This window comes from Cellulomonas sp. P4_H12 (assembly GCF_056400905.1).
Genome location: NZ_JBFUKJ010000027.1, coordinates 1 through 12,581, shown reverse-complemented (window position 1 = coordinate 12,581; position 12,581 = coordinate 1). Strand labels below are relative to the sequence as shown.

The following is a 12,581-nucleotide window of genomic DNA, read 5'->3' as shown; positions in this document are numbered from 1 at the left end:
GAGGGGAGGCGAGCGGGGATCGTGTCAGGGCACGGCCGGCGGTGGTTCCGCCGCGTGCAGGTCCGCACGGCGCTGATCGCCACGGCGGTCGTCGCGATCACGCTGTTCGCTGGGGCCGCGGCGCTGGTCGTCGTGCAGCGCGAGCAGCTCGTCAGCGGTCTGACCCAGCTGGCGGACCAGCAGTCCGAGCAGCTCGCCGGGCAGGTCTCCGACGACGGTCCGGACGCCGCCGACCTCACTCAGGTGAGCAGCAGCCTCGGTGACCGCGCTCTGCTCCAGGTGGTCGACGCGGTGGGCCGCGTCCGTGCCTCCTCGCCCGCGATCGCCGGCGACCCGCCCCTCTGGGACGCGCACCCGCGCCCCGGGCACCGGGTGGTCCGGCAGATCGGCCGGGTGCCGTTCGACGAGGCGGAGCCCTACGTGGTCGTCGCGTCGGCCGTCGAGACGCCCGACGGCCCGGTGACGGTGATCGCCGCGCAGAGCCTGGAGACCGTGTCCCGGACGACCGACACCACCGTCGCGCTGCTGCTCGCCGGCATCCCGCTCGTGCTCGTCATCACGGGTGGGATCACGTACTGGATGGCCGGCCGAGCCCTGGCGCCCGTGGAGTCGATCCGCCGGCGGGTCAGCGAGGTGTCCGCGCGCGACCTGGACGAGCACGTGCCCGTGCCCGCGTCCGACGACGAGATCCAACGCCTGGCCGAGACGATGAACCTCATGCTCGACCGGCTCGCGCGCGCGGCGGCGAGCCAGCGTCAGTTCGTGGCGGATGCCTCGCACGAGCTGCGCAGCCCACTGACGACGATCCGCGCGACGGCCGAGGTCGCGAGGTCGCATCCGGAGACTCTGGCGTGGCCGACGGCGACGGAGGTCATCCTGACGGAGGGGGCGAGGCTCGAGCAGCTGGTCGGCGACCTGCTGGAGCTGGCCCGCAGCGACGAGACAGTGAGCGCCCGGGTGGCGGAGGACGTCGACCTCGACGACGTCGTGGCCGGGGAGGCGCAGCGGCTCCGCCAGATCACGGACCTCCGGGTCGAGCTCGACATCCGGTCCGTGCGCGTGGCCGGCGACCCGGCTCACCTCGCGCGAGCGGTGCGGAACGTGGCCGACAACGCGGCGACCCACGCGCGCTCGGCGGTGCGCCTGCGCCTGCGCGCGGAGGCGGGCGTCGCGGTCCTGGAGATCAGCGACGACGGCCCGGGAATCCCGGAGGCCCTGCGGGAGCGGGTCTTCGACAGGTTCTTCCGCATCGATGCGAGCCGCGCGCGCGGCACCGGGGGCACCGGTCTCGGCCTGCCGATCGCGCGCGGTGTGGCCCGAGCGGCCGGCGGTGACCTGACCGTCGTCGAGCCTGCCGCGTGGGGTTCCCTCGGAGCGGCCGGTGCGCGGTTCCGGCTGGTGCTGCCCGCCATGGCAGCGCCCCCCGTCGACGACCCGCTCGCTCATGCCTCGTCGACGGCCAGCCGGTAGCCGAGCCCGCGGACCGTCTGGATCGACCGGCACCCGAAGGGCGCGTCCACCTTGCGCCGCAGGTACCCGATGTACACCTCGACCACGTTGGGGTCCCCGTCGTAGTTGACGTCCCAGACCGCCTCGAGGATCTGGAACTTGGTCATGACGTCGCCGCTGTGCCGCATGAGGTACTCGAGCAGGCCGTACTCCCGGGCGGTGAGGCGGATCGGGGTCTCGCCGCGGACCACCGTGCGCCTGGCCGGGTCGAGACGCAGGCCGCCGGCGCTCAGGACCGCCGGCCTGGCCGGCGCCCCGCGACGCACGAGGGCGCGCAGCCGTGCCACCAGCACGACGATCGAGAAGGGCTTGGTCAGGTAGTCGTCGGCGCCGAGGTCGAACGCGTCGGCCTGGTCGTACTCGCCGTCCTTCGCCGTGAGCATCAGCACCGGCGTCCACACCGACCTCTCGCGCAGGAGCTCGACCACGCGGTAGCCGCTCAGGCGCGGCAGCATGATGTCCAGCACGATCGCGTCGTAGGTGCCCTCGGTGGCGGCCCACAGGCCGTCCTCGCCGTTGTGCACGGCCTGCACGTTGAAGCCCTCCGCGAGCAGCGCCCGGCCGACGGCGTCGGCCAGGGGCACCTCGTCCTCGACGAGCAGGACTCTCATGCGAGGGACTCCCGGTCGGCGGTCGTCACGCGAGGTACAGAGCGGCGCCGACCAGGACCGCCCACATCGAGGCCACGACGAGCAGCAGCCGGTCGTGCGTGAGCAGGCGCTCGGGCTCCTCGCCGTCGCCCTGCGCAACGAGCAGGCTGTAGCGCAGCAGGACCGCGAGGAACGGCGCGACGGAGGCGGCGAGCGCCGGCATCGCGACGTCGAGGCCGCGGTACTGCAGCGCCCACGTCGCGTAGGTGACCACCGTGGCGGTGAGCGAGAGGGTCACCACCTGCTGCAGCCACGACACCGGGTAGGAGCTCAGGACGGCGCGGGCGTCGTTCGGCGCGTCGGTGCGGACGACCTCCGCCAACCGCTTCGCCGTCACCAGGAACAGCGAGCCGAAGAGTGCCACCAGGAGGAACCAGCTGGACAGGGAGACCCCGGTCGCCACCGCACCGCCGACGGTCCGCAGGACGAAGCCCAGGGCGACGACGAGGATGTCGACGACGGCGACGCGCTTGAGGCCGAGGCTGTACGCCGTGGTGAGGGCGAGGTACGCGAGCACGGCTGCCAGCACCATCGGGCCCTGCGACCCCGCCGCGACCAGGGCCAGCACGGCTGCCGTGAGACCCACCCGGGTGGCCGTCCTCGGGGCCAGCCGGCCCGAGGCGACCGGGCGCCGCGACTTCGTCGGATGGAGGCGGTCGGCGGCAACATCGCGCGCGTCGTTGACCAGGTACACCCCCGCCGACGCCACGACGAAGATCGCCGTCGTGCTCAGCGCGGTGACGGCGACCGACGGCTGCAGCAGGGTGCCGGCGGCGGCCGCAGGGGCGAGCACGAGCACATTCTTGAGCCACTGTTGCGGTCGCGCCGCCTCGAGCACGGCGCCCGGCGTCGACGGCAGCCGGCCGCGTCGGACGGCGGCGCCGGGTACCGGCTCCTGGGCAGTGGTGCCGACGAGTGTCATGGTGCTCCTCGGTCGTGCGGTGGTCAGCGGACCGTGAGGTAGAAGAAGTCGCGCTGGTCGGGAACCAGGTAGCGGTCGGCCACGGACGGCATGGTGGGCAGGAGCTTCTCCGGGTGCATCACGCCCGACGGGCTGGGCGACCACGACGCGAACATGACCTTGCCGGGATGGATGTCCAGCTCCATGGCGCGTTGCGCACCGGCCGCGTGCAGGGCGACGGCCAGGGTCTGCAGCGTCAGGCCGTCGCCGGCCACGTAGATGGTGTTCCCGCCCGCGTCGACACCCAGGCCCGAGCGCCAGGTGTACTGCAGCTGGTTGAGGCTGCTGCCCCACCGGCCGTCGCGGTTCGACGTGAGCCCGCCGACCACCTGCCCGCCGTCGACGATGAGCTCGAGGTTCTGGCGCACCGCCTGGACCTGCGCGCTCATCGTCACGTCGCGACCCCAGGCACCCACCTCCAGCGCCCCGATGTCGTCGATCACGACGGAGGCCTGGCCGTCGACCAAGGGGAGCAGGGTGGTGCCCGCCAGGTAGGCGCCGCCGACGATGTCCTTCGACTTCCACCCGGAGTTGAACGTCGCGACCAGGTCGGGCACGGCGGCGGCCGGCACGCGGGCGGCCTCCGTCGGCCCCGGCACGGGCTCGACCGTTCCTGACGAGAAGTGCGCGACCGTGCTGCCGCGGGGGGCCCACGCGATCGCCGCCACGACGCTCGTGTGCGCGCTGTCCGGTCGCACGAACGTGGTCCAGAGTGCGGGAGCGCCGCTCCGGTCGGTGCGTCCGGCCACCCACCGTCCGACGCCCTGCAGCGGCGGGACGCCCGGCACCGGCGTCACGGCCGGAGGCGTCGAGCCGGCGGCGGATGTGTCCCCCGTGCTCCAGCTGGGCAGCGCGGCGGGGTCGGGCGCTCCGCCCGCGGGTGCGTGCCGGGAGTACCACCAGTTCTCGATCCTGTTCACGATCCCGTTGCCGCCGTGGTCCCGCACCCACCCGACGGAACGGTCCTGCCAGTCGGCCTGCCCCGGTGCGATCAGGGCTCCGACGTACGAGACGAACGTCGACACGAGGACGACGGTGACGAGCGCGGCGACTGTGCGGCGGAGCCACGGCCGACGGGCGCGCCGCCGCGCCGGCGGCCGCGGGGCGGCCGGTGGGGCCTCGGTGTCGATCATCCCGCCACCGCCAGGTCGTCGAGCCGGCGCCAGGGGTGCACGCGGACGGGGAAGTCGGCGAGCGAGAGCAGGGTGCGGTCGCTCACGCTGTCGCTGTAGGCCCAGACGGTGTCCGGCTTCCGGTCCTCGACGAGCTCGCCGATCCGACGGGCCTTCTCGCCGCCGCGGCAGTTGGGCCCGGACCGCTCGCCGGTGAACCGCCCGCCGTCCACGGCGAGCTCGGTGGCGACCACGAGGTCCGTGCCGAGCAGGTCGGCCACCGAGCGGACGTACAGCGCGGGGGAGGCCGACGCGATGGCGAGCAGGTCCCCGCGGCGCAGGTGCCAGTCCCACCGGGCGAGAGCGTCGGCCCGGCACCCCTCGGCCACGACCCATCGGGCGAAGGCGTTCCCGACGGCGTCGACCTTCCGGACCGACCGGCCCGCGAGCGTACGCCGCAGGAGCGAGTCCTTGAGCTGGCTGCGCCGCCCCCCGTGCACGGCGACGTCACCGGCGACCTGCGCGCTCACCCGGGTCCACGCGGGACCCGCGACCGCTCGCAGGAAGGGGATCAAGGTGTCCGACCGCGTGAGGGTCCGGTCGAGATTCCACACCACTAGCCGTCGCTCACCGGGGTGGCTCTGCCGTGTCGTCACCTGGTCCTCCTGCTCACGATGCTGGGCCGATGTCCGACGCTCGCAGCACGATCAGAAGAGGAGCCTGAGAGATCCTGTGGCACGTCGCCGGCCGGCGCGAGCCGGGCGACCAGGGCATCGGGCGCGAGCCGCAGCACCCAGGAGGCGGCTCGCAGCTGCGAGGGCACCGACGCCGCGCGGGCACCCGATGCCACGGCCGCGGTGATCGCCCGCGCGACGTCCTCCCGCTCGACGGCGAACGGCGCCGGCGGACGGCCCGCGGTCATCCGCGTGCGGACGAACCCCGGTCGGACCACCACGACGCGCACTCCCGTCCTGCGCAGCCGTTGGCCCAGACCGGAGAAGAAGSCGTCGAGGCCGGCCTTGGTGGASCCGTAGACGWAGTTGTCGGCACGCGGTCGCACGGCGGCGATCGACGACATCGCGACGATCACCCCATGGCCCTGCTCGCGCATGCGGCGCGCGAGCTGCAGGCCGACCACCACGGCGGACGTGTAGTTGGTGGCGCCGACCTCCGCCGCCAGGCTCGGGTCGCGCTCGAGCGCCTCCTGGTCGGGGAGCACGCCCTGCGCGACCAGCGCCACGTCGATCTCCCACAGGTCGAAGACGCGGTCGATGTCCGCCGCCGTCGCCACGGGCACGGAGGCGTCGAGGTGCACGACCTCCACGCGTGCGCCTGCGGCGGTCAGGCATGCGACCGCCGCGTCGCGGTGGGCACCCGGCCGCGCCGCGAGGACCAGGCGCACGGGCCGGTCGCGAGCCCACTCGAGGGCCGTCGCGACGGCGATGTCCGACGCCCCGCCGACCAGCAGGACAGTGTCGGGCTGTCCGAGCGAGTTCAGCATCAGCGGGACCGCCCCGTCAGGTCCAGGCGCCGGTCGAGGTCGGACGTCAGCACGCCGTTGGGGTCCAGCCGGTCGCGCTCCGCGCGCCACTCGTCGAGGCGCGGGTACATCGCGGGGAGGAGCTCACGGCGCATCCGCGAGTCCTTGGCCAGGTAGAGCCGCCCACCCGCGCCGGCGATCCCGGTGTCGAGGGCGTCGAGTGCGGCCCGGGCGTGACGACCCGCCGCCGCGGGGAAGTCCAGCGCCAGCGTCCAGCCCGGCAACGGGAACGACAGCGGCGCGGGTGACGCCGCCCCGAACCGCTTGAGCACGGCCAGCGACGGGGGGCAGCCCGCCGCGGACAGCGTGCTGAGGGCCGTGCCCAGGAGGTCCTCCCGCCCGTCGGGCACGGCGACCTGGTACTGGACGAAGCCGTCTCTGCCGTAGGCGGTGGGCCATGCCGCGAGGGAGTCGAGCGGGTGCAGCACCGTGGCGATGGCGCGGGTCCGCGGGTGGACGTCGCTGCGCGCGCGCCGGAATCGCACTGCGTTGGCGGCCCGGACGAGCGACGGTCGCACGAGGTTCGTCGGGAGCGGCCACCGGCCGGGCAAGCTCGTGGCCCCGTAGTCGAGCGGGCGCAGCCGGTCCGCCGGCGACAGGTCGTCGAAGCGGACGTGATGGGCGACGGTGACGATCCCTCGGCCGGTGGCGGTGCCGCGGGCATGACCGTCGAGCCACGCGACCGCGTGCGCGCCGGGGCGTCGCTCGGCCAGCAGACGGTGCAGCACGGCGTCGAGGCTGGCGCAGACCGTGTCGTCCACCACCATGCGGCTGCTGGTGATCGGCTCGAGGTCCAGCCTGACCTCGCTGATCAGTCCGGTCAGGCCCAGGCCGCCGATCGTCGCCCAGAACGCGGCGGGTTGGGCGTCGGGACCGATCACCAGGTCGCCGTTCGCCGGCGACCGCAGGACCAGCCGTCGGACATGCAGACCGAACGACCCGCGCGAGCCGTGGTTCTTGCCGTGGACGTCCGCGGCGACCGCCCCGCCGACGGTGGCCAGCGCCGTACCGGGGAGCACCGGCAGGGTCCAGCCCTGCGGCACGACGGCCCGCAGCACCTCGCGCAGGGTGACGCCGGCGCCGACGTCGACCCACGCGCCTCCGAGTCCGTCGGCCGAGCGCGGGGTGGGCGCCACGTGCACGGTGCCGACGCCCCCGTGCGGCGCGGAGACCACGCGACCGGCACTGTTCAGCGCCGCGTCCGAGTAGCTCTGCCCGGCGCCACGGACCGTGAGCCCGCGCGGGCCGGCGTCTCTGACGGTGCGCTCCCACTCCTCGTCCGTGCCCGCCGTCGACCGCGTGCTCAACGACGTCAGGCTCCGCCCGAAGTTCGAGATCCGCTCCGGCATTTGCCTCGGCTCTGTGGTTGTCGTCGCCACGGCACCGCCACCTGCACTTCCGCTCGTCGGATCAGCGCTGGCCGCGACCGTAGGACTGCGCTCTTGAGAATCGACTGAGAGCGTCACGCCACATCGCTCAGGCCGGTGATCCCGGCGGTAGGGGGTCGGCGTCGAACGTCGTCGCGGAATGGTCAGGGACGGGACGCGGCCGCGGGTCGCCGTCAGGGACGGCCGAGAGGGGGCAGGATCGACCACGGCGCACGGCGCACGGCGCACGGCGCACGGCGGCGGCCTCGGGTTCCGGCCGAGGCATCCGCGAAGACCGCGCCGGGAAGGAGCGTGCTGGTGGCACGGCTGTCCGTGGCCGACCGACTCCGTCGACATCGCGGGCTGTGGCTGTCCGTGGCGGTCCTCGCCGTCGTCAGCGCGGTCGCCGCCGTCGGGTGCGCCGGCGTCGCCGTCGTGCAGGCGCGTCGGCCTCTCACGCTGCCCGAGCCCACGGGGCCGTTCAGAGTCGGGCGGGTCGTGACGCAGTGGACGGACGCCGCTCGTCGGGACCCTCTGGCGCCGGGAGCCCCCGGTCCCGCACGGACGCTCGCCGTGTGGGCCTGGTACCCGACCGAGCACGCGTCCGGCCGCCCGGCGCCGTACGCCCCGGGGCTGTGGCGGCAACAACAGCTCGCGTTCCCCGTCGGCGCCGGGCAGAGCGACTTCGACCGTGTCCGCACCCACTCGACGTCGTCGGCGCCGCCGGCCGCGGGCCGTTTCCCCGTCGTGGTGCTCGAGCCGGGGCTCGGGCTGGCGGCCCCGCAGTACACCGTGCTGGCCGAGTCGATCGCGAGCCACGGCTACGTCGTCGTGGCTCCGACGCCGACCTACAGCGCGAACCTGACCGTCATCGACGGCCGCATCGTCCGAGCGTCGGCCGCCGGCAACCCCCGGGCCTTCGACGTCGACGACCTGCACGAGGGTGCCGCCGAGCGGACGGCTGACCGCTTGCTGCGGGTCTGGGTCGACGACGCCCAGTTCGCGGCGGCGACCGCCGGCTCGACAGGCGAGGTGCCGTTCGCCGGGCACGTCGAGGCGGGCTCGACGTTCTACGTCGGGCACTCGTTCGGGGGAGCGGCGGCGCTCGAGGCCTGCCGCACCGATCCGTCGTGTCGCGGTGCTGTCGATCTGGACGGCACGCAGTTCGGGGACGTGGTCAGCGAGGGGCTCGACAGACCGTTCCTGCTGATCGCCAGTGACCGTGGCTGCGTGACGGGCACCTGTGCTCCGACCACCGCGGGGGAACGGGCAGACGCGAGGACCGCGAGGGCTCTCCTCGCCGCCGGTCGTGGCAGCGCCTGGTGCGTCACGATCGGGGCGGCCCGGCACTTCGACTTCAGCGACTACGACGCGTACTACCTCGCGGCCCCGCTGCGCCTGCTGATCCCCGTCGGGCACCTGCGCCGGCCGCTGGTCTTGTCGATCACGTCCGAGCTGGTCGTCGAGTTCCTCGACTCCGCGGCGAGCGGCGACGCCTCCGGCCTGGAGTCCGCGGCCCGCCGGCACGCCGAGGTGACCGTCGTCCACGAGCCAGCGTGAACCCCAGGTCGGGAGCCCGTCGCTCGGGCGGTCAGAGCTGGTGACCGAGCTTGTACTCGCCCTGCTTCCAGCTGGGCAGCTCGGCGGGATCGTCGCCCTTGCGGGTGTAGGAGAACCCGTCGGCGCCGATGGTGACCTCCATCTCGCTGGTGTCGGTGCGTGCGACGACGGGCTGCGGGACGCCGTCGAGGTCGAGCACCAGCGACGCCTCGGTGTACCACGAGGGGACCACCGGGTTGCCCCACCAGTCGCGGCGCTGGTTGTCGTGCACGTCCCACGTGACCACGGGGTTGTCCGGGTCGCCGGTGTAGTAGTCCTGCGTGTAGATCTCGATGCGGTGCCCGTCGGGGTCGCGCAGGTAGAGGTAGAAGGCGTTGGACACGCCGTGCCGACCGGGGCCGCGCTCGATCCGGTCCGACATGCGCATCGCGCCGAGCTTGTCGCAGATCGCCAGGATGTTGTGCTTCTCGTGGGTGGCGAAGGCGACGTGGTGCAGCCGTGGGCCGTTCCCGCCCGTCATCGCGGTGTCGTGCACGGTGGGCTTGCGGCGCATCCACGCGGCGTAGGTGGTGCCGGCCTCGTCCTGGATGTCCTCGGTCACCCGGAACCCGAGGTCCTCGAGGTGGGCGACGGCGCGCGGCACGTCGGGCGTGACCTGGTTGAAGTGGTCGATGCGGACGAGCGTGCCGGGCGTGTAGAGGTCGTAGCGCCAGGCGAGCCGCTCGACGTGCTCGACGTCGTGGAAGAACTCGTACGGGAACCCGAGCGGGTCCTGCACGCGGACAGTGTCGCCGAGGCCCTTCACGAAGCCGTCGGCGCGCCGCTCGACCCGGCACCCGAGCTCGCCGTAGAACGCGACCGCCCGGTCGAGGTCCTCGGGGGCGCGGACCCGGAAGGAGAGGGCGGCGACCGCTGCCACCGGACCCGCGCGCAGGACGAGGTTGTGGTGGATGAACTCCTCCATGCTCCGCAGGTAGACGACGTCGTCGTCCTCCTCGGTCACCACCAGCCCGAGGACGTCGACGTAGAAGTGCCGCGACGCCGCCAGGTCGGTGACGACGAGCTCCATCGAGGCGGCGCGCAGGATGTCGGGCGGCGGCGACGACGGCGTCGGGATCCGGTGGGCGGACCGGATCGGGTCGTCCGCGGTCACGACGGGCTCGGGCCCGTCGGGGGTGATGGGGGTCGCGCTCACGTCAGCGTCCTTGCCTCTCGTGGTCGGGCCGTCGGTCAGCGGGGGTCGGGATCGTCCAGGTCGGTGGCCGGGTGGTGCGCCGCCTTCCCGAACGTCGGGTTGTGCGCCCCGCCGAGCGTCACGTGCACGGCCTGCTGGTGCGTGTAGAAGTCGATCGATCGGTACCCGCCCTCGTGGCCCAGGCCGGAGGCCTTGACGCCGCCGAACGGGGTGCGCAGGTCGCGCACGTTGTTGCTGTTGAGCCAGACCATGCCGGCCTCGACGGCCTGGGCGAAGGTGTGCGCCCGACGCAGGTCGTTGGTCCACACGTAGGCCGCGAGCCCGTACTTCACGCCGTTGGCCAGCGCGAGCGCCTCCTCGTCGGTGTCGAACGGTGTGATGGCGACCACCGGGCCGAAGATCTCCTCCTGGAAGATCCGGGCGTCGGCGGGGACGTCGACGAAGACCGTCGGGGCCACGTAGTTGCCCGTCGGGAAGCCCTCCGGCCGGCCGCCGCCGGCGACCAGGCGCCCCTCGGTCCTGCCGATCTCGATGTACCGCATGACCTTGGCGTAGTGCTCGGGGTGCACGAGCGCACCGACCTCGGTGCTCGCCTCGTGCGGCGGGCCGACGACGACGCGGCTCGCCTGGGCGGCGTACCGCTCGACGAACTCGTCATAGACCTCGCGCTGGACGAGGATCCGGCTGCCCGCGGTGCACCGCTCGCCGTTGAGGGAGAAGACGCCGAAGATCGTCGCGTCGATCGCCGCCTCGAGGTCGGCGTCGGCGAACACGACCGCGGGGGACTTGCCACCGAGCTCCATCGACAGACCCTTGAGGGCCGGCGCGGCGTTGGCGAAGATGAGCTGCCCGGTCCGGCTCTCGCCCGTGAACGAGATGAGCGGCACGTCCGGGTGCTTGACCAGCGCGTCGCCGGCTTCCTCGCCCAGCCCGTGGACCAGGTTGAACACGCCCGCCGGGACGCCGGCCTCCTCGAAGATCCCGGCCCACAGGGACGCCGAGAGCGGCGTGAACTCCGCCGGCTTGAGCACGACCGTGTTGCCCGTGGCGAGCGCGGGTCCGAGCTTCCAGGACTCCAGCATGAACGGCGTGTTCCACGGCGTGATCAGCCCGGCGACGCCGATCGGCTTGCGGTTGACGTAGTTGAGCTGCCGGCCGGGGACCTTGAAGGCGTCGTCGGACTGAGCGACCACGAGGTCGGCGAAGAACCGGAAGTTCTCCGCGGCGCGGCGGGCCTGGCCGAGCGCCTGCGTGATCGGCAGGCCGGAGTCGAAGCTCTCGAGCTCGGCCAGCCGGGCGTCGCGCGACTCGACGATGTCCGCGACGCGGTGCAGCACGCGCGAGCGCTCGCGCGGCAGCATGCGCGGCCACGGGCCGTCCTGGAAGGCCTGCCGCGCGGCCCCGACGGCGCGGTCGACGTCCGCCGCCTTGCCGGCCGCCGCGCGCACGTACGTCTCGTTGGTGACCGGGTCGAGGACCTCGAACGTCGCGCCGTCCGCCGAGTCGAGGTGCTCGCCGCCGATGTAGTGCTGGATGCGCTCGGGAAGGTCGGCGGGCGTGCCCGGAGCCTGCCTGTCGTGGGCCATGAGCTCCCTCTCTCAGGTGGTGAGGACGTCGGTGTCGTGCCGGGGCGATCAGCCGCTGGCGCGGGAGATCTCCTCCCAGAACGGCGCGATCACCGTGCCGGAGATCCGCAGGTCGAGCAGGAGGAACGGACGGTCGGTCGCCGGGCGGGCGCACCACGCGGTCAGCACCTCGAGGTCGTCGAGCGACCGGACGGCGACCCCCTGCGCGCCGAGCGCGGTGGCCACGCCGGCGAAGTCCGCCTCCGGGATGAGCATCGGTTCGCGCGCCAGCCCCTTCGGCCCGTAGAGGTGCACCTCCGCGCTGTACGCGCCGTCGTTCCACACGACCGCGATGCCGCGACCCCCGGCCACGCGCACCGCCGACTCGAGGTCCGACAGCGCCATGAGGCCGCCGCCGTCGCCGGTCGTGAGGACCACGGTGGCCTCGGGACGGGCGAGTGCCGCCCCGACGACGCTGGGGAACCCGAGCCCGATCGCCTGGAACGCCGTGCCGACCATGACCATCCGGTCCGGTGCGGCGACGGGCCAGTACATGTTCGACCAGCCCAGGAAGTGCCCGCCGTCGGAGACGACCACGCGGTCCTCGGGCAGCAGCTCCGCCAGCCGGGCCGCCGCGGAGCGGGGGTCGAGCCGTCCGTCGGCGGCGATCCCCGTGCCGGGCTCGTGCCGCAGGACGCCGGTGAGGTCGACCGACTCGCGCCACCCGCTGGACGTGGCGTCCTCGAGCTCGTCGAGGATCGCCCGCGCGACCACCGCGGCGTCGCCACGGACGTAGCCGCCGACGTGGGGGTGGGTGGCCGCGGGTGCGACGTCGACCTGGAAGATCCGGCACCCCGGGGCGAACAGGTCCCCGAACCGCATCGTGAACTGGTTGAGCGAGGCGCCCACGACGACCGCGACGTCGGCCTCGCGCACGAGGGCCATCGCCTCCTCGGCGCCGAACCCGCCGGCGACGCCGAGGTCGAACTCGGTCCGGGGGAAGATCCCGCGCCCGAGCGCCGTGGTCGCCGTCAGGGCGCCGGTGGCGTCGGCGACCGCTCCGAGCACGGCGCCCGCGCCGGCCACCCAGGCGCCGCGGCCCGCGAGGAGCAGCGGGCGGCG

Annotated in this window: 11 protein-coding genes; 2 read left to right on the top strand and 9 right to left on the bottom strand. The window is 73.8% G+C overall.

The genetic code is table 11. The annotated features are described in order from the left end of the window. The first annotated feature begins 54 nt into the window (after positions 1–54). The gene (locus AC1DQC_RS15465; protein ID WP_477052131.1) at positions 55–1,470 is read left to right on the top strand and encodes a sensor histidine kinase; all 1,416 of its coding nucleotides are present in this window, start codon (positions 55–57) and stop codon (positions 1,468–1,470) included. On the opposite strand, the gene AC1DQC_RS15460 is transcribed toward AC1DQC_RS15465, so the two are convergent. From AC1DQC_RS15460 to AC1DQC_RS15435, 6 genes are read right to left on the bottom strand one after another with little or no spacing between them, the layout of a single operon-like run. Next, positions 1,443–2,120: a response regulator transcription factor gene (locus tag AC1DQC_RS15460; protein WP_477052130.1), complete on the bottom strand. Its 678-nt coding sequence runs from the start codon at positions 2,118–2,120 to the stop codon at positions 1,443–1,445. The two genes, AC1DQC_RS15465 and AC1DQC_RS15460, sit on opposite strands and share 28 nt — an antisense overlap. A gap of 25 nt (positions 2,121–2,145) precedes the next feature. Continuing rightward, complete coding sequence (locus AC1DQC_RS15455) at positions 2,146–3,081, bottom strand: decaprenyl-phosphate phosphoribosyltransferase (protein WP_477052129.1); 936 nt, start codon at positions 3,079–3,081, stop codon at positions 2,146–2,148. Between the two features lie 23 nt (positions 3,082–3,104). Beyond that, the gene (locus AC1DQC_RS15450) at positions 3,105–4,253 is read right to left on the bottom strand and encodes a phosphodiester glycosidase family protein (protein ID WP_477052128.1); all 1,149 of its coding nucleotides are present in this window, start codon (positions 4,251–4,253) and stop codon (positions 3,105–3,107) included. Beyond that, positions 4,250–4,846 (bottom strand): HAD-IB family hydrolase, encoded by a 597-nt coding sequence (locus AC1DQC_RS15445; RefSeq protein WP_477052178.1) that lies wholly within the window; start codon positions 4,844–4,846, stop codon positions 4,250–4,252. The genes AC1DQC_RS15450 and AC1DQC_RS15445 overlap by 4 nt, the downstream gene beginning before the upstream one ends. Before the next feature lie 38 nt (positions 4,847–4,884). After that, positions 4,885–5,733 (bottom strand): SDR family NAD(P)-dependent oxidoreductase, encoded by an 849-nt coding sequence (locus tag AC1DQC_RS15440; protein ID WP_477052127.1) that lies wholly within the window; start codon positions 5,731–5,733, stop codon positions 4,885–4,887. Then, positions 5,733–7,079, bottom strand: coding sequence for an FAD-binding protein (locus tag AC1DQC_RS15435; RefSeq protein ID WP_477052126.1), 1,347 nt, complete (start codon positions 7,077–7,079; stop codon positions 5,733–5,735). Before AC1DQC_RS15435 ends, AC1DQC_RS15440 begins: the two co-directional genes overlap by 1 nt. 378 nt (positions 7,080–7,457) lie before the next feature. Between AC1DQC_RS15435 and AC1DQC_RS15430 the strand changes: the two genes are divergently transcribed. Continuing rightward, positions 7,458–8,699 carry an alpha/beta hydrolase gene (locus AC1DQC_RS15430; RefSeq protein ID WP_477052125.1) on the top strand — a complete coding sequence of 414 codons (1,242 nt, stop codon included), beginning with the start codon at positions 7,458–7,460 and terminating at the stop codon, positions 8,697–8,699. Positions 8,700–8,730: 31 nt separating this feature from the next. On the opposite strand, the gene hpaD is transcribed toward AC1DQC_RS15430, so the two are convergent. The 3 genes from hpaD to AC1DQC_RS15415 form a co-directional block, all read right to left on the bottom strand. Next, positions 8,731–9,852 carry a 3,4-dihydroxyphenylacetate 2,3-dioxygenase gene (gene hpaD / locus AC1DQC_RS15425; RefSeq protein WP_477052177.1) on the bottom strand — a complete coding sequence of 374 codons (1,122 nt, stop codon included), beginning with the start codon at positions 9,850–9,852 and terminating at the stop codon, positions 8,731–8,733. A 77-nt stretch (positions 9,853–9,929) separates the two neighbouring features. Continuing rightward, a complete protein-coding gene (hpaE, locus tag AC1DQC_RS15420) occupies positions 9,930–11,480 on the bottom strand; it encodes a 5-carboxymethyl-2-hydroxymuconate semialdehyde dehydrogenase (RefSeq protein ID WP_477052124.1) in 1,551 nt (516 codons plus the stop codon). A 48-nt stretch (positions 11,481–11,528) separates the two neighbouring features. Then, on the bottom strand, positions 11,529–12,581 hold a 1,053-nt coding region (locus AC1DQC_RS15415), incomplete at its 5' end, for a thiamine pyrophosphate-dependent enzyme (RefSeq protein WP_477052123.1).

Bases quoted from the DNA above. Each gene is read 5' to 3' on its own strand.
- AC1DQC_RS15460 (WP_477052130.1), bottom strand. From the start codon at position 2,120: ATGAGAGTCCTGCTCGTCGAGGACGAGGTGCCCCTGGCCGACGCCGTC.
- AC1DQC_RS15450 (WP_477052128.1), bottom strand. From the start codon at position 4,253: ATGATCGACACCGAGGCCCCACCGGCCGCCCCGCGGCCGCCGGCGCGG.
- hpaE (WP_477052124.1), bottom strand. From the start codon at position 11,480: ATGGCCCACGACAGGCAGGCTCCGGGCACGCCCGCCGACCTTCCCGAG.
- AC1DQC_RS15455 (WP_477052129.1), bottom strand. From the start codon at position 3,081: ATGACACTCGTCGGCACCACTGCCCAGGAGCCGGTACCCGGCGCCGCC.